Origin of the sequence: Streptococcus sp. HMSC36C04, from assembly GCF_001839535.1 — a bacterium.
GTDB classification, from domain to species: domain Bacteria; phylum Bacillota; class Bacilli; order Lactobacillales; family Streptococcaceae; genus Streptococcus; species Streptococcus hominis.
Genome location: NZ_KV841566.1, coordinates 1 through 17,963, shown reverse-complemented (window position 1 = coordinate 17,963; position 17,963 = coordinate 1). Strand labels below are relative to the sequence as shown.

The 17,963-nt window shown below is 38.3% G+C and carries 16 protein-coding genes; 1 reads left to right on the top strand and 15 read right to left on the bottom strand.

The window, feature by feature from the left end; all coding sequences use genetic code 11:
• The 7 genes from glyQ to nagA form a co-directional block, all read right to left on the bottom strand.
• Entirely contained in the window at positions 1-915 is a 915-nt protein-coding gene (glyQ, locus tag HMPREF3249_RS00685; RefSeq protein WP_003025941.1) for a glycine--tRNA ligase subunit alpha, read from the bottom strand.
• A 440-nt stretch (positions 916-1,355) separates the two neighbouring features.
• Complete coding sequence (locus HMPREF3249_RS00680; RefSeq protein ID WP_004224253.1) at positions 1,356-2,111, bottom strand: hypothetical protein; 756 nt, start codon at positions 2,109-2,111, stop codon at positions 1,356-1,358.
• Positions 2,112-2,848: 737 nt separating this feature from the next.
• On the bottom strand, positions 2,849-3,160 hold the full coding sequence (locus tag HMPREF3249_RS09585; protein ID WP_004224255.1) for a hypothetical protein: 312 nt from the start codon (positions 3,158-3,160) through the stop codon (positions 2,849-2,851).
• A 9-nt stretch (positions 3,161-3,169) separates the two neighbouring features.
• Positions 3,170-3,562, bottom strand: coding sequence for a hypothetical protein (locus HMPREF3249_RS09580; RefSeq protein ID WP_224785098.1), 393 nt, complete (start codon positions 3,560-3,562; stop codon positions 3,170-3,172).
• Positions 3,563-3,742: 180 nt separating this feature from the next.
• Entirely contained in the window at positions 3,743-4,495 is a 753-nt protein-coding gene (locus HMPREF3249_RS00670; RefSeq protein WP_003025945.1) for a DUF6261 family protein, read from the bottom strand.
• A 547-nt stretch (positions 4,496-5,042) separates the two neighbouring features.
• Positions 5,043-5,888 carry an aldo/keto reductase gene (locus HMPREF3249_RS00665; RefSeq protein ID WP_004224271.1) on the bottom strand — a complete coding sequence of 282 codons (846 nt, stop codon included), beginning with the start codon at positions 5,886-5,888 and terminating at the stop codon, positions 5,043-5,045.
• A gap of 314 nt (positions 5,889-6,202) precedes the next feature.
• The gene (gene nagA / locus HMPREF3249_RS00660; RefSeq protein ID WP_004224277.1) at positions 6,203-7,357 is read right to left on the bottom strand and encodes an N-acetylglucosamine-6-phosphate deacetylase; all 1,155 of its coding nucleotides are present in this window, start codon (positions 7,355-7,357) and stop codon (positions 6,203-6,205) included.
• 679 nt (positions 7,358-8,036) lie between these two features.
• On the opposite strand from nagA, the gene HMPREF3249_RS00655 reads away from it, so the two are divergent.
• Positions 8,037-8,564 carry a hypothetical protein gene (locus tag HMPREF3249_RS00655; RefSeq protein WP_004224278.1) on the top strand — a complete coding sequence of 176 codons (528 nt, stop codon included), beginning with the start codon at positions 8,037-8,039 and terminating at the stop codon, positions 8,562-8,564.
• A gap of 636 nt (positions 8,565-9,200) precedes the next feature.
• On the opposite strand, the gene HMPREF3249_RS00650 is transcribed toward HMPREF3249_RS00655, so the two are convergent.
• From HMPREF3249_RS00650 to HMPREF3249_RS00615, 8 genes are all read right to left on the bottom strand, one after another.
• Positions 9,201-10,832: a Na/Pi cotransporter family protein gene (locus HMPREF3249_RS00650; RefSeq protein ID WP_070867439.1), complete on the bottom strand. Its 1,632-nt coding sequence runs from the start codon at positions 10,830-10,832 to the stop codon at positions 9,201-9,203.
• 158 nt (positions 10,833-10,990) lie between these two features.
• Positions 10,991-11,341 (bottom strand): 30S ribosome-binding factor RbfA, encoded by a 351-nt coding sequence (gene rbfA, locus HMPREF3249_RS00645; protein ID WP_049516895.1) that lies wholly within the window; start codon positions 11,339-11,341, stop codon positions 10,991-10,993.
• Between the two features lie 80 nt (positions 11,342-11,421).
• The gene (gene infB / locus HMPREF3249_RS00640; RefSeq protein WP_070867438.1) at positions 11,422-14,259 is read right to left on the bottom strand and encodes a translation initiation factor IF-2; all 2,838 of its coding nucleotides are present in this window, start codon (positions 14,257-14,259) and stop codon (positions 11,422-11,424) included.
• Positions 14,260-14,275: 16 nt separating this feature from the next.
• A complete protein-coding gene (locus tag HMPREF3249_RS00635) occupies positions 14,276-14,575 on the bottom strand; it encodes a YlxQ-related RNA-binding protein (RefSeq protein WP_003073828.1) in 300 nt (99 codons plus the stop codon).
• A complete protein-coding gene (rnpM, locus tag HMPREF3249_RS00630; protein WP_003033741.1) occupies positions 14,568-14,864 on the bottom strand; it encodes an RNase P modulator RnpM in 297 nt (98 codons plus the stop codon). The genes HMPREF3249_RS00635 and rnpM overlap by 8 nt, the downstream gene beginning before the upstream one ends.
• A 10-nt stretch (positions 14,865-14,874) precedes the next feature.
• Entirely contained in the window at positions 14,875-16,068 is a 1,194-nt protein-coding gene (gene nusA, locus HMPREF3249_RS00625) for a transcription termination factor NusA (protein WP_003078357.1), read from the bottom strand.
• 53 nt (positions 16,069-16,121) lie between these two features.
• The gene (gene rimP / locus HMPREF3249_RS00620; RefSeq protein WP_006269953.1) at positions 16,122-16,610 is read right to left on the bottom strand and encodes a ribosome maturation factor RimP; all 489 of its coding nucleotides are present in this window, start codon (positions 16,608-16,610) and stop codon (positions 16,122-16,124) included.
• A gap of 247 nt (positions 16,611-16,857) precedes the next feature.
• Complete coding sequence (locus HMPREF3249_RS00615) at positions 16,858-17,547, bottom strand: VIT1/CCC1 transporter family protein (protein ID WP_026248194.1); 690 nt, start codon at positions 17,545-17,547, stop codon at positions 16,858-16,860.
• Positions 17,548-17,963 lie beyond the last annotated feature (416 nt).

Genomic DNA, 17,963 nt, shown 5'->3' with positions numbered 1-17,963 from the left:
TTATTCCTCCTCAGCCAATAATTTCTCACGTGTTGCTTCATCTAATAATGGATAGCCTAGTCGTCTGCGCTCTGCCACAAAAGTTTTAGCAACAATACGTGCCAAATTGCGAATCCGAGCAATGTAACCTGCCCGCTCCGTCACCGAAACAGCTCCACGAGCATCCAATAAATTAAAAGTATGAGAACATTTCAATACATAATCATAAGCAGGATGAACGAGATTGTATTCTAAACAGCGCTTCGCCTCTGCTTCAAAATGATCAAAATTTGCTAAAAGCAAAGCTTGGTCGCTCACTTCAAAACTGTATTTTGAATGTTCAAATTCTGGTTGGCGGAAGATTTCTCCGTATTTTACGCCATCAGCCCATTCAATATCATAAACAGAATCCACCTCTTGGATATAAGATGCCAAGCGCTCCAAACCATAGGTAACTTCAGATGTCACTGGGTTGGTAGGCAAACCACCGACCTGTTGGAAATAAGTAAACTGCGTGATTTCCATACCGTCAAGCCATACTTCCCATCCTAGACCTGCAGAACCTGTTGAAGGATTTTCCCAATTGTCCTCTACAAAGCGAATATCATGTTCCAACGGATTAATTCCCAATAACTCCAAAGACTGCAAATACAGCTCTTGAATATTACTTGGACTTGGTTTCATCACAACTTGAAACTGGTGGTGTTGGTAAAGGCGATTCGGATTTTCACCGTAACGTCCATCTGCTGGACGACGTGAAGGCTCTACATAAGCTGCATTCCACGGCTCAGGACCAATGGCACGCAAGAAAGTATAAGGACTCATGGTACCAGCACCTTTTTCATTATCGTAAGCCTGCATAAGCATACAGCCCTGATCATTCCAGAATTGCTGCAACGTTAAAATAATTTCTTGAAAAGTCAACTTCTTTGACATAAGATACTCCATTCTTTTTATGATAATATTCTTACTAACCTGAGTTTATAGTAGAAATAACACTAGCGTCAACAAGTGAATCAATTTGACTGACAAAACAAAAAGCAGAACTGCACTTGACACGATACCTATACAGATTTGTATAGGGGCGTCAAAACGCGGTTCCACCCTAGTTTATTACTTCATTGTTAATATAGCCTTAAGATAACATCAAGGACTAAAATTTACCGAAAGCTCCATCTTCATTTAGCTCTTATCTGGCTTCCACCATCCCAGACTCGCTAGCAAGTAATTGCATGAGACTTCTTTCATACAAAACATTATAGCAAGAAATAGGAAATTTGTAAAAGGAAAATATTTTATTTTACATTGGGTATCAAAAAAAGTCAACAAAAGTGTCTAATTTTTCTTTCTTGCACTCTTCACTAAAGTTTTCAAATCTATTTTTTACCTTGTTCATTCATTTCTTGCTTTCTCACAATTTCAAATTGAATTTTTGAATTTCCCGTTGTTTGTTTTAATATCTTTTCAGCCATTTTTTCTGGGGTTACTAATCTAAATGTACTATCCCTAATATATTTAGTTAAGTAGGTTTTAAATTCATCACATTTTTCAATTAATCTCGTTTTCTCCGAGAATTCATCGGCAATTTTTGTATATTCATCAAAGTTATTTACCTTAGAAATTTTTTCAAAAAAATTACTAAATAGGACAACTTCCTCATTAACTGCTGTTTTTAACTGAGAAAGTTTGACATCATCTTGAATGACGATACTTAATAACAAATCATCTCTTAAATCTATATAGTGATAATATTTATTAATTAAGTGTTTATAATAATATTTAACGAACTCAGTTTTGAAATCCAATTTCTTTGCAACATTTTCGACAAACCATATCCCCTCATCACGAAACATTGTCTCAGCCTTTTTCAACTCATTCAAAATTTGATAAGATCTTTCAGCTCGTTCAATCGTAAATTGTAAGAAGATGCGTTCTCGTTCGTTTTCCTCTTGTTTATCAAAATATTCTCGTTGTAGCTTATGTTCTTCTTGTAATTGCTTTGTTTGTTGTTTATTCTGGATATGTGCGACATACACAGCTATCCCACCACCAACCAATGCTCCAAGCGTTGAACTGATAAACTGTGAATTTAAAAAATTACCCAAGTTTTGACAAATATCTACCTTATCCATAATAATTTCTATCACCTATACTCCAAATTTCATTTAATTATCAATTGATATACCCTTTTCATCTAATAGTTTATTAAATTTTGAAGAATATTCATCGTTTAAAATATTCAATATATCCTGAGATTTATGTTGTATATCAGGACAAATAAAGCCTTAAATTATTTTCATCCGAATCTTTTTTAGAAAATAATACATACAAAATAGTAAAATTGTACCAATAAATCCTCTAATAGTCAATAAATTCATCTCTTCTCCCTAACTTTTCAATTATCTTCTAGCATTCTTTCGTTTAGCACACATAAAGAAAAGACGTTTTTCGTACCATCACAATATCAAAACCATTCCCAAAATCCAAATAGTATCAACCACAATAATTCTCCTTTATCTATATTTTATTAATTCCTCAACAACTTCATTAATTTTATCTATCTCTTCATCAACTATTTTCATGAAATTGTCAAAATTAATATCTACATAATACTCAATAAAATCCCTAAAATAATTGTCCGGAGTTGAAAACTGGGAATAAGGAATTTCTTTAATAGAATAATGAAAAATATTATTTCTAAATTGACTATCTCTAAGAAAATATTACCTTTTACGTAAATAGTAGTTTGTATTTTTTCTGCTAAACCAGAATTAATACTTTTGGAATATTTACTTAAAATTTTTGCTAAAGAATTGACGCTAACTAGATAAGATTGGATTTTTGAACGATAGAATATATTACCTTTATTTTAGAATACTTTCGGGAATAAGCTATTTAGAAAATTGTTCTGACATAGAATATTGAATAACTGTAATTGAACTTCAAGTGGCAGATTCCCTAGTAAAATATCTTGCCTTCTGTTATCCATTAAAAACTTATCAATATGTCTTAATTTACAACTTGAAATATCCAGTTTCATTGCTGGATCTAAATTAAAATCTTTTTCAAAATTTGAAGTGACCGAATTGATAAAAGCAGACAGATCACGAGAATAATCAATAAAAATTGGTTCTATTTCTTGTTCCCACTTTTCTATAGTTGTAAATTTATTTAACCTCAAAATATATACTCATTTGACTAATGTTTCCATAAGGAATATCATCAATAGTAAAACTCCCAAATCGTGCTGCACAAAGCAATAAACAAAAAATTTTTGATAAAAATTATAGTTCGACTCTAATAGGCGCTTTCTTTCAACCGCACTATTACTTAACTTATTACAAGCTTTTGCAAATTTATTATCAGAATAGAGCTTCACGCCAATTCTAATTTTTTTCATCATGGTTACAAGGTTTACATCTCTGATGTTTGGTAATTCTAAAATGATTCCTTGTTCTTGAAACTTCTCAATCCAGCCTAAACAAATTGATGATAAAAACGGGAAAAGTGGTATGAATATCTCAGAATTATCAAAATCGTCGGTAAAATTAGTTATTATATATAAAATTTGCTTTGCTTCCATCGTTTCTTGTAATAGAAAGTATAAATGATATATTTCCCAATAATTTTTCTTCGTTCATAATAATTCGCTTCCCATTTTTCACTCACCTGCAGTTTCATCAAGTTTGTGTAGGTTTCTTTTGATAGAATTATACCACGAAACCACCAAAAATCCCCTAGAAATCATTCTAAGGGATTGACTTTACCCTGCCATCTCTGCCACTTGTTCCGTTTTTGCTTTCTTGCTTGGACTGGATAGGCGGCGCTTGCTGTCGCGGATGGTGTTGAGGTCTTTGAGGAGTTTAGCAAAGTGGAGTTTTTCGGGATAGGCTTCTGCGGAGGCTGCGGTATAGCGCATAAAGAGGTCATAGATACGGGAGAGCTCGGTACGCAACTGCTTGGTTTTGCCGACTTCTTTGCTGGACTTGGCTGCACGCGCCAGAGTTTCTGCCCGGTCATAGTCTTCCTGAGCTGTTGCCACGGCGGTAAGCATCGGCAGAAGACCCAAGGTAGTCACTGCTGCATCATAAGGTTCCTCCTTGAGGGTTTTGAGGAGACTCTTGATTTCAGCAGTTGCGACATCGTTGGTATGCTTGGTGATGTCCTTATACTTCGCAAGGACTGGCGTTAGGGTTTCGTGGGCAGCTTTGAGATTGGGCTCCTTGATTTTGGCAAAGCCCCTATGCAAGGTAAACAGTCCGACTAGGGCACTGTCCCGCTCCTTATCCACTTCTGCTAGACTCAAGGTTTGTTTATTTTCTACGCTGGCCAACTGGGCTTGGAATTGCTCCAGCTTACTGTCAAAGACTTCAAGATGATCATCATACATAGCCTCATCCTTGTAGGACTTGGCAAAGCTAGTAAGAACCTGATGAGAGTCCGTCATCAAGCTCTCAAACTCACGGTTAGTAAAGTTGCTGTAAGGCAGGGGGCGAATGGTGTAGGTTTTTGTCATAATAATCCTTTCCACAAATATGATAAAACAAGTATAGCATGTGGTGATAAATCTTTGGCAAGGCTACTCTGAAATGTTGTTTTTAAGCTCCGAAAAGGCATTTTTCTCTTTTTCAAAGAAAAAAGGCAGCAAAAATCCCCATCTGATTGCTAGTAAACCTTCCGACGGGGACTATTTGTCTATAAAAAACGAATCATCCGATCATTCAAGACTTAGAATACCTAGAAACTTTAGTGATTAGTGTCATCCTAGACATAGAATGCCAATCAATTTTAGTAAATCCTGTCATTCGAGGGATAGATTATTTGGAAATTTTCATAAATAGGACTATCTGAAAGCTAGATTCCCTCCAAATTTTAGTAAGGAAGACGATTCGACTCCTAGATTGGAGTAGGACGTTGATAAATGATATTGACTGAAGCCTTGACTGCTTCTTTTCTTCCTTATCTTCCCACTCCCAGTAGCTCAATAACCTCCTCAATCAGCCCTTTGATTTCTTTATCGCACAGAAGAGAAAGTTTTGATTACAGTTTCAGTCAATCATCATCTAAAAATCCATCTTATCTGGATCTGGAGCGCCGCCTTCAAGACCTTGAATGTTTTTCAACACTTCTAGGTCTGCTGGACTGAGGGTAATGTCAAAGCAGTCCAGATTGCTCTTGATTCGCTCAGGCGTAACCGACTTGGGCAGGGGCAGGAAGCCCTCTTGCAGGCTCCAAGCCAGAGCGATTTGGGCGACAGATTTGCCGTATTTATCGGCCACAGCCTTGACTTCTTCATTGCGGAAAAGTTCCCCTTGACCGAAGGGACCCCAAGCCTCTAGGAGAATATCATGCTTACGACAATAGTCCACTGTTTCAGCTTGATAGACACCAGGCGCCAGACGAATTTGATTGACCGCAGGCAAAATACGCGCTGTCTCAAGCAGAGGCTCTAGGTGGTGAGGCAGGAAATTGCTGACACCGATAGCTCGGATTTTCCCCTCCCGATAGAGGTCTTCCATAGCCCGCCAAACCTCCCGATTGCGCTCCTTCCAAGCTTCCTGCTCTCGCAGAGGTTTTGGATTGGGCCAGTGGATAAGATAGAGGTCCAGATAGTCCAGCCCCAAACGCTCTAAGGAGCGGGCAAAAGCTCCTTGAGTCTCCTCATAAGTATGATTACCATTCCAGAGCTTGGTCGTAATAAAGAGCTCTTCTCGCGGTATACCACTGTCTTTGATTGCACTACCCACACTTCCCTCATTCTTATAAACAGCCGCAGTATCAATGTGTCGGTAGCCTGCTTCAAGTGCTGTTAGCACCGCCTGATAGGCCTCTTCACCATCTTGAGCCTTCCAAGTTCCAAAGCCCAAAACCGGAATCTCTACACCATTGTTTAATTGATAACGTTCCATCTCCGTCTCCTTTATTAAGCAAGCAGGCAGCCCAGTCAACTACCCCTTCCAACAAAAAATCTATTTCTTAGCTTTCTTTTTCAAGGATTTGGGTTTAAAGACATTCTCCTTGGTTGGTGCCATTCCCCTGCCGAGAAAACTATAAGTAATAAAAGTTATGCCAACTACAATCATGAGCATACGACTCAGATAACCTCATTATATCACGCCCCTTATTGCAATTCAAATCCTTAAAAACCTTTTCTTAACTACATGTATTTTAAAAAGTAAAATGAAAAGAGTCGGTTTCCCAACTCTTTCAAGATAAAAAGATTCTATTTAGCTTCGTATCTCTTTTCGCCATCCAAGTAGGTCGCAACCAGTTCCAAATCCTTGTCCAACACAATGAAGTCTGCATCATGTCCTTCCTTGATTTGACCACAAACATCCTCAATATGAACGGATTTAGCCGGATTGAGGGTTGCCATCATAACTGCTTCGTGTGGGTTAGCAATCCCCCATTTGACAACGTTCTTTAACCCGTCTTTCAATTTCAAGATAGAACCGGCTAGGTTACCTGTTGATTTGAGTCGAGCAGTTCCATTTGCGACTACTACTGGAAATTCTCCCAACATATAGTCACCGTCTTCCAAGCCTCCTGCAGTCATACAGTCTGTGATGAGCGCAACATTTTCATGCCCTTTTTGCTTCATCAAGATGTCACAAGCCTTTGGATCCACATGGTGTCCATCACAGATTAATTCAGCATAAGTGTGTGGCAATTCATACATAGCGCCAACCATCCCCAACTCACGGTGGGTTAAGCCGCGCATACCATTATAAGCATGCACCCAGACACTGGCACCTGCATCTACCGCAGCCTTTGCTTCTTCAAACGTTGCATTTGAGTGCCCAAGTGCAACCGTAACCCCTTCATCAGTAATAGTTCGAACAAAATCTTCCACACCTTCTCGTTCTGGAGCTAGAGCGATTTTATTGAGCAAACCATTCGATGCTTTTTTCCAAGCACGAAATTCATCCATTCGAGGATTTTTCATGTAAATTGGATTTTGGGCTCCTTTATATTTTTCTGTGAAATACGGACCTTCAAAATATAAGCCACGAATCTTAGCACCTGTCGCTTCCTGATAATGAGCACCGATATTTTCTGTCACAGCCAAGAGTTGTTCATAGCTTGAAGTCAAAGTCGTTGGCAGAAAACTAGTCACCCCCGTCGTCAAGAGACCTTCACTCATCGTATGAAGGGTGCCCTCAATATTGTTATCCATGACATCGACACCGCCAAAACCATGAATATGGGTATCCACCAGTCCCGGTGCGATAGAATAACCTGTATAATCTATCACATCCGCACCTGCCGGAATAGCTTTCGTCCATTTGCCAAATTTACCATCTGTGATTTCCAAGTAGCCACCTTGACGGATACCATGGGGATAGAAAAATCGATCTGCTTGAATATATTTAGGCATAATAAAACCTCCTTCTTTCAGTGAGAGTTTATATAAGCTGTCACTTTAGACAACTGTAAATGGTATTTTAAATCACTCTCGCATTGTTCATTATGTCTCTTTCATTATATCGCTTTCTTTTCTTTTTGTAAATGGTATAGACCTATCTTGCTAGATTTTAAGTGATTGTATAAACACTACTGTTTATACTATTTTCTATACTGTCCATTTAACAAACTTGTAGTACACTTCGTTTAAAAGAGTGATCTAAATTCCATATTGGCAGGAGCTGACTTTGATGCTGCTTATTTTAGGACAAATACTAGTACTCATTCCATTTGCAAGTCTTGTTTGCTAGATATTTTTCGATATTAAATTCAGACCAACCTTATAGTCGTCTTGTTTTTTCTTGTTGTTTTCATATTTTTAGTACTAAATAGATAATTTCTGTCAAATGAATCAATTAAGGCACTCAACCTAAACCATCAAGTTTATATTCGACTTTCCGGTTACTACCTTATTTAAGTCTTTATGTTCTATCTTTTATTTGAATAATTGTCTGTATTGTGTTATAATAAATATGGAAAAAGTATTTTGTGTTGATTTTTGTCGCAAGGAGCTGATTCCCAATTTAAAAGAGACAAATCGGCTTTAAACGACTTTAGTCTGCGCCTAGCACACTTATCTTTGGAGGTGTATCATGAAAAAGAAAGTCTTTACAGTCGCTGTCTCCTTACTTACCATTCTGCTTTTAGTTGCTTGCGGTAATAATAAGAAATCAACAGACACATCATCTTCTGAAATACCCAAGACCAGTTCTAGTCAAAAAGCAGAACAAAGCTCAAAAACCATTGAATTTTCTACCACAGCTATTGACACAGTTATTTACGAAGGCAAAGGTGTCACACTTACCTATAAAGGGCTAGAAAAAGATGATTACGAATATACCCTTAAGTTAGCATATAAAAATACTTCCAATAAAGAATATGAAGTGCAAACTCGTAATGGTAAAGTCAATAATATTTCCAATAATGATGACCACAAAATTATCATTTGCTCTGATACCTTAAAAGCTTCTGCTACTTCTGAAGGTAGTATTAAATTACCAATAAATGCTTTAGAAGCAGCTAGTATTACCAAACCAAAAGTTTTAGAATGCAATTTAGAAGTCATTTATGATATTACAGAAACTGTTGCCAAAATACCAATTAAGGTAACTTTTGAATAATGCAGTAGGGCTAATTTATAGGTTTTCTTACATTATTTATGTATACCATTCAGCACACAGTGGTTAAACTAACTTTTGATATATTGTTCTAATAACAAACTAAACAACTAGCCAGTCCTCGCTTAATGAGGACTGGTTTTTATATGACTAGTTTCAGAGCAGATTTCGTTACCACTAGTTATGACAAGCCCTCATCACAGTGATGTTTTCATCAAAAACATAAGTTTATCTTACAAAACATACCAAAAACTTTTCTAAACCAATATCCACAATCCACTGATAACTAGCAATAAGAGGTTCGAATAGTTTAACAAATGCAACTTTACAAGAAAGATTTAATCAAAAGTAAAAAGTATATTTCGAAATTTATATTTTTCTCCTTGATGAACTGGTTTAGAGTTTGTAAGTTTTGATAAAGATAAACTGTGACATCTTTCAAGTTCTACTCTACCTCTATTTGCTCTATCACATTGGATTGATAACAGAGTCAAGCCAGTATTACAGCACAGATGTTCCACTTTTTCTTGTGTACCCAACTTGATCTCACAGAGTCATTATTAATAAACTTTCTACTTGATCATAAAAGATAAGTAGGGTACAAAAAAACAAACCACCTCAGCAGTTTGTCTCTCAATCTTAAATTTGTTCCGCTTGGACCTTTTCCGCTAAGTTCATGGCGTGATCCGCTACTCTCGTATAGTGAGAGATGATATCAATAAAGTTCACCCCAGCTTGCGTAGAGCATTCACCTCTGTTCAGACGATGAATGTGCGTTTTCCGTAGCTTTCGTTCCATTTTATCAATCGCTTCATGCTTAGCCACCAAACTATTGGCCAATTCAATATCATTATCTTCTACAGACTTCAATGATTCTTTTATGAAGCTGAGCGTCATATTGTAAATCAATTCCAACTCTTGCAAAGCTGCTGGAGAAAATTCCACCTTTTTCCGACGGATATAATCAGTCAAGTTAATCAGCGCTTCACCATGGTCCCCGATTCTTTCTAAATCTCGAGATGAATCCAAAATATTTGTCAGCACTTCACTTTCTTTTTGGCTAAGAGGCTCACTAGATAAATCAATGAGGTAACGTGTGAGATCTTCATCAATCTTATTGATTGCTTCTTCTACCTTGTGTCCCTTGTCTGCTGACTTTTCAGTATTGTTCACAATATAATCATAAGCCAACTCAAATGAACGCATCGCATAACGTCCTAAATGCAGCAATTCTTTTTTGGCATTTCCAAGCGCCAAAGACGGAGCTTGTTTGATTAAAATCGGATCTAAATAAAGCGGTTCATATTTCACAACTTCATCTTCACCTGGAATCAGTTTTGTTACCAAGGTAGCTAAAAAGCCAATAAATGGAAATTGAATAATGGTATTAGTAACATTAAAAGTTCCGTGAGCAAAGGCAATAGTCATTTCTGGGCTTAAATGGAGAGCTGTTTGAAACCACTGAATCAAGCTTGTAAATGGTCCTAACACAATCAAACACAAAATGGTACCAACCACGTTAAACATTACATGAGCACTTGCCACACGTTTTGCTGCAATATTGGCACCTAAAGATGCAATAATCGCTGTAATCGTTGTCCCGATATTATCCCCAAAAAGAACTGGCAAAGCTCCTTTTAGCTCAATCAAGCCACTTGCATACAGATTCTGCAAAATCCCAATGGTAGCAGACGAAGCTTGAATGAGCAATGTAATCCCTGTTCCTACAAACACACCAAGGACTGGATTTCCACTTAACTTTATCATGTATTCACGAAAAGCATCTAAATCTTTCAATGGCTCCATAGCGCCACTCATCAGATTTAAAGCAAAGAAAATCCCACCGACCCCAAATAAGACACGACCAATATTATTGATAGAGCGCTTTTTGGTAAAGAAGAGACAGACTGCTCCTAAAAAGAGAATGGGTAATGCATAATCGCCCAGTTTAAAACCAATGATAAAAGAGGTTACCGTTGTTCCAATATTGGCCCCCATGACAATCCCAATTGCCTGTCTGAGTGTTAAAAGGCCTGCACTCACCAATCCAACTGTAATAACTGTCACACCTGAACTTGACTGAATCAAGGCTGTTAGACCAATTCCAACCAGAACACCAAAAAATGGATTGCTGGTATATTTGTCAATGAAATAACGAAGCCGATCACCCGCAGCTTGCTGCAAGCCATCTCCCATCATTCGAATACTATATAGAAAAAGTCCTAAACCGCCTAAAAAGCTAAATATAATTTGCTGCCAATTGATGGACATCTTTTCTCCTCCGAAAAATCTGTAGCGGATTATCTCCTTTTCTATTTTAAAGGATAAGTGTAAAAGTAACAAGCCTTTTTTAGCATTTTTATCAAAAAAAGAAAGAAAAATAGAATTTCCTTTCTTTTTAAATATATTGATATAGCTAAAATCACGTTTTATTTTTGTTCTAAATCGCGGAGCATTTGGTCAATTTTATTCCCGTATTCAATGGATTCATCTTTGATAAATGTCAAATCAGGAATTTTATACATCTTCAAGTTGTGACCCAATTCACGTTTGATCGTTCCTTTGGCTTTTTCTAAACCAATTTGAGCTTTTTCTTGCTCAGAAGCAAGGTTGCTCATCAGCGTGTAGTATACTTTTGCCATTGACAAGTCGCCCAACATTTGCACATCTGTAATGGTAATTCCTTGAACACGCGGATCACGAACTTTTTTTTGCAAAATTTCATTGACTTCACGTTTGATTTCCATGCCCACACGATCCACACGAAATTGATTTGCCATGATATCTCCTTTCACTTACTTTAGAAAAAGGTTGAGGCAGACTTCAATAAATCATAGTCTGTCTCTCTTCCATTCATATCTTATTTTGTGATTTCTTCCATGATGTAGGCTTCAATCATGTCGTCTACCTTGATGTCATTGTAGTTCTCAACCATAAGACCACCTTCTTGCCCATTTCCGACTTCTTTCACATCATCCTTATAATGTTTGAGGCTAGCAAGCGCACCATCAAAGATGACAACACCATCACGAATCACACGAACCTTAGAATCACGAGTTACTTTACCGCTAACCACCATAAATCCGCCGATGGTACCGACTTTAGAAACCTTGAAGGTTTCACGGATAACAGCTTCACCGATAATTTTTTCTTCGTATTCTGGATCCAACATCCCTTTCATGGCATCTTCTACTTCTTCGATGACTTTATAAATAATGCTGTGAAGACGAATTTCGACATCATCGGCTTCTGCTTGTTGACGAGCTTGTGGAGTAGGACGAACATTGAAACCAATGATAAAGGCATTGGAAGCTTCCGCAAGAGTAACATCTGATTCGTTAATCGCACCAACTGCTGAGTGAACAATTGTTACTTTAACACCTTCCACTTCAATCTTCTGAAGAGATGCTGTTAATGCTTCCGCTGAACCTTGTACGTCGGCTTTGATAATAACATTGACAGACTTGACTTCACCAGCTTTAAGGGTATCAAAGAGATTTTCCAAACTAACACGATGCGTTGCTTGACGTTGTTTCATGAGAGCACGTTTTGCACGTTCTTCACCAGCTGCACGTGCTGCTTTTTCATCTTCATATACGGCAAAATGGTCACCAGCCATTGGTGTTTCATTTAAACCTGTGATAGACACTGGTGTCGATGGCCCCGCAACTTTCACTCGACGTCCACGGTCATTAGTCATAGCACGCACACGACCAAAAGTATTACCAACAACAATTGGATCTTGTACATTTAAGGTACCTTGTTGAACAAGCAAGGTTGCAACTGCACCTTTTCCTTTATCCAAGCGCGCTTCGATTACTGTACCAATTGCGCGAACCTTTGGATCAGCTTTTAGCTCTTGAATTTCAGCTACAAGGAGAACGGTTTCGAGCAGTTCATCAATATTTTGGTTGAACTTAGCTGAGATTTCAACAAATTCAGAATCACCGCCCCATGCTGTAGACATAACTCCATATTCAGCTAATTCACCGATGACACGTTCAGGATTAGCACCTGGCTTATCAATCTTGTTAATCGCTACAATAATTGGCACATTGGCTGCTTTTGAATGGTTAATCGCTTCAATTGTTTGAGGCATGACTCCATCATCTGCTGCTACGACAAGAATCGTAATATCTGTGACAGAAGCACCGCGCGCCCGCATAGAGGTGAAAGCTGCATGCCCTGGTGTATCAAGGAAGGTAATTTTCTTACCATTTTCTTCAATCTGGTAAGCACCAATATGTTGTGTAATCCCACCTGCTTCACCTGTAGCAACACGAGAATTACGCAAGGTATCCAAAAGTGTTGTTTTCCCATGGTCAACGTGTCCCATGATGGTCACAACTGGCGGACGCTCTACCAAGGCATCTGGATCAAGATAATCATCATCCACAAAGAAACGTTCGATATCTGCATTATCGACTTCAACTTTAGCATGTGCTTCAATGCCATAATCTACCATCAGAAGTTCAATAGTATCGCCGTCCAACGATTGATTCTGCGTTGCCATAACCCCCATCATAAAGAGTTTCTTGACAATTTCGGCTGGTTCACGTTTAATCCGTTTTGCAATTTCTGCAACGGTCATACCTTCTGTGTATTCAAATTCTTTAGGCAATTCATGGAACTTGCGTTCTGTAACTGGTTTTGGAGTTTGGTTATTGTTCCGATTATTCTTGCCTTTTTTATTTTTCTTGTTATGATTCCAATTACTATTTTTTTGATTTCTCACTTGATTTTGACTGCTTCGATTCTTTTGTTGTTTTCTTGGACCATCTTCTTCACGATCAAAGTCATCGCGCTTCTTGTCTGGCCGGGCTTGTTTTTTACGACGAGTGTCAACTGCGGGAGTTTGACTCGCTTCAGAAGCAACTTGGGGCTGTGGAGCTGGCTTTGTTGCTTCCACGATAGGCGCTGCTGCTTTGAATAATTCTTCTACAGGTTCTTTCCGTTTATTCTGCTCGCGTTGAGCTGCTTTCGCAGCCTGAGCTTGTTTGAAACGTTCTTCACTACCACGAGCGTATTCAGCATTTTGTTCAGCTTTCAGAGCTGCTGCACGCGCCTTGAAATCAATGCGTGGTCCTTGATTTGTTTGAGGGCGATTCTGATTTGCAATATTTGAACGATTTTGTTCTTGACGACGATTGTCTTGGTTTCGATGATTGCGGTTGTCGCGTTGTTCGTTGCGATTTCCTCGGTCATTGCGATTTTGATTGCTTCGATTATTACGCTGATTACGCTCATCTCGATTTCGTTTATCGCCATTTTGTTGTTTTTGCGGACGATTGTCTTGCTGTTTATTCCGTCGTTCTGCTTGCTCTTTTGCTCTTGCCTCTCGTTCAGCCTTAAAATTACGACTTTTTGGTTTTGCAGGCGCCGACTTCATTTCCACTTCCGACTTTTGCTTCGGAGCTACTGCCTTCGGCTCTGCTTTCTTCTCAGCCTCGGTCGTTTCTTTTACTGCCGTTAAAGCTGACGGTTGCTCTTTAGGCAACGATTGAGTCGGCTTTTGAGTCGTTTCTTTTTTAGGAACTGCTGCTTGAGAAAAGCTAGCTGTGATACGTGTTGCTATTTCACTTTCCACGCTGCTGGCATGACTTTTCACCTCAATACCAAGCTCTTTTGCACGCGCCACAATTTCCTTGCTTTCTTTTCCCAGTTCTTTCGCGATTTCGTACAATCTTACTTTAGACAAATCTTGTCCTCCTCTTCTATTCCATAAGAGACCTCATTTTCTTTGTAAATCCAGCATCAGTGATGGCAAGCACTTTTCTTGCCTTGCCTACTGCGGTGCTTAATTCCAGTGTTGAAAACACGGTTGATACTTCTACTTTGTAATAATGACTTTTATCAGTAATTTTCTTGGTCAAATTTGGAGCAGCATCATTGGCTAAAAAGACTAACTTTGCTTTCTTATCTTGTATTGCCTTAACAACCAATTCTTCACCCGATATGATGCGACCTGCTCGTTGTGCTAAGCCAAGTAAATTTGCTAGTTTTTGCTTATTCAAGACCTAACTCTCTTCTTTTGACCTTGTGATCCACATAAGCAATCAGCTCATCGTAAAAATCGTCTTCCACTTCCATATTGAAACTGCGATTAAAGACTCGTTTTTGCTTAGCTTGAAGCGCTTCTTCATTATCAAGCTTGATATAAGCTCCTCGTCCATTGGCCTTTCCTGTCGGGTCAATAAAAATTTGGCCTTCTTTATTTTTGACAATCCGAAGCAAATCACGCTTGTCAATAACTTCATTAGAAACTACTGATTTTCGTAAAGGGATTTTTCTTGTTTTTGCCATTTCCCCCTCCTTAGTCTTCTGCTTCAACTTCACTTTCTAAAAATTCTGTTTCCACAGGACTTTCAATTGTTGCAAATTCATCTGCTTCTTCAGCAAATCCACCAAGCTCACCTGCTTCTTCCATAGCTTCAAATTCACTTGCAGATTTGATATCAATTCTATAACCTGTCAAATGAGCTGCTAAGCGCACATTTTGCCCTCGACGCCCAATAGCAAGTGATAGCTTATTATCTGGTACAACAACAAGAGCATGCTTGCTATCCTCACTATCAAAGATAACTTGATCGACTTCTGCAGGAGCAATCGCATTGTAGATAAATTCTGCAGGATCTGCCACCCACTCAATGACATCAATATTTTCCTCTACAGGAATCATACGGCCAGATTTGGCATCATATTTAGCCGGATGAAATTTGCTGGTAATTTTCTTAATATTTGCACCACCACGACCAACAATTGTACCGATTGCATCTACATTGGGATTGTGACTGCGTACAGCAACCTTAGTCCGATCACCTGCTTCACGAGAAACACTCATGATTTCAACTGTTCCGTCATAAACTTCTGGAATTTCCTGCTCCATTAAGCGTTTAATCATTTCTGGATGGCTGCGGCTGACAAAAACATTGACACCGCGAGGATTGTCTTCTACCTTATAGACAAAGACTTCGATGCGGTCATGAGAAGCAAATACTTCACCAGGAATCTGGTCTTGCTTCGACAACTGTGCTTCAATGCTACCTAGATTGACATAGATAAAACGATTGTCAAAGCGCTCGACTGTTCCTGACATGATTTCATTTTCATGTTCTTTATACTTATTGTAAGTGATTGCGCGTGTCTGCTTGCGCATTTTTTCCATAATCGTTTGCTTAGCAGACTGAGCTGCTACCCGTCCAAATTCAGTTGGTGCCTCTTCAAATTTTATTTTATCACCAAGTTCATAAGCCGAGCTAATAGCAAGAGCATCTTTTAAACTGATTTCTAAACGGCTATCAAAAACTTCGTCTACCACTTCACGAACGGTATAAACACGAAAATCTCCTGTTTTTTCGTTGAATTCAATGGCTGCACTATCTGCTTGACCATAGCGACGACGATAAGCCGAACGAAGTGACTCCGTCACCGCTTCGATAATATCTTCTTTTTTGATCCCTTTGTCTTCTTCCAAAATACGGAAGGCCTCTAGCATTTCTTTACTCATGTTTTTTCAGCTTTTGTGGAAACAAAAGCAATCCTTTCTTTATTATATTCTTGCTAAAATTTGACTGCTAATCTTGCTTTGGATACTAGCTGGTAAGGAATTTGAACAACTTTCTTACGAGTCTTATCCATATATTCCATTGTTAAATGATCTTCCTCGAAAGAAAGCAGTGTCCCTTCAAAGACTTTACTTTTATCAAGTGCTTGATACAGACTAACATGGATATATTCCCCAACTGCAGCTGCTAGTTGTTCTTTCGTTTTCAGCGGACGTTCCAACCCTGGGCTAGTTACTTCAAGAAAATACTGCTCAGGAAAGGGATCCGGCTTAATCGTATCCAAAAGTGGACTGATGATGTCCGTCAATTCTGCCGTATCATTTACAGTGATTCCTCCTGGCTTATCTACAAAAATACTAAGAACATGGTCACTCCCCATTTTACCGTACTCAATATCCACTAATTCATACGGCTCTTGAACGACCGGTTCAACAACTTCTTTTACTAATTTGACAATCGTTGTGATAAGACTACACCTCCTCACAGATAAGAGGCGAAGATATTTCCTCGCCTCTCTTTCATATTCATTATCTACATTATAGCATAAGAAAAAGGAAAATACAAGAAAATTTATTCCTGTATTTTATTTGATGCTACACTTATCAATCGTAAGAAAATTAATTGATTTCAGCATTGTGGTTGACAGATAATTCTAAAAAGAATTGACTATAAAGTCAAATAGAATGACCTACAATCAAAATCACTCCTCATAAAGGTTTTTTATTTCGAAATTAAATAGCAAATAATTGACCTACAAGATAAGTTACTGTCATAGTCAAAAGTCCAATGACTAAGTTTCGAATCATGGCATTTTTTATCGGTGCTTTTCCTAACTTGGCACTGGTGTATCCCGTTCCCAATAGCGATAAAGCAACGATGACTACTGTCGCCGGAATTCTATAACTAGCAGAAAAGAAGACAATGCTCAGCATGGGAAAGATAGCTCCTGCTACAAAAGCGATAAAGCTAGAGATTGCTGCATGCCAAGGATTAGTAAATTCTTCCACTTCAATACCATACTTTTCCGCTACCAAAGCTTTGAGAGGATCCTTTAAAAAAGCTCGATTGGTTAAAAGCTGGGCAGAAGTCTCACACTCGCCATTCTGGATATAAGCTGCATAGAGCGACTGCCTAGCAATATCCGGATTTTTCATTAAAAGATCTCGCTCTCTGACAACTGCGGCCTCCTCCGTATCCTTTTGAGTGGAAACAGATACATATTCACCACCTGCCATGGAAAAAGCTCCCGCAAAGACTGCTGCTAACCCAGAAAGAAAGATAATCCAAATACTTTCTGTCGCACTTGCTACCCCTATTACCACACCCGCGATAGAAATAATACCATCATTGGCCCCCAATACTCCAGCTCGCAAAATATTAAGCCGACCGCTAAAATTCTTATCAATCTCTTGTTCTCTCATCATCGTCAACCTTCTCTTTCCTCTTTATTTAGAATTATTATAAATAAAAGCTTAATCAAGCACAAGAGAAAAGAACAAAATGAGAAAAGTTCTACTATTTTAATAAAATTTCTTGAACATCTACTTGGACAGCAACGTTTTACTTTTTAGTAAACTCAAAACAAGACCATTCTACCAAATCGCACACATATATATTTATGATAAAAGATCATCCGATTGATACCACAATCTTCTACAATGTCCTGAATCGTAAATTTTGTTAATAGCTTTTATAACAAAATGTTTAAATGAAACTTCTAAAGTTCATTTTGTCGCTTGAGACATTCTTTTGCTCCTCTTGTTTTTTAGCAATCTTCTCTCCTGAAAATCAGAAAAGGGAGTGGAGGCTGGGACAAAAGTCCGACCTCAAATATAAA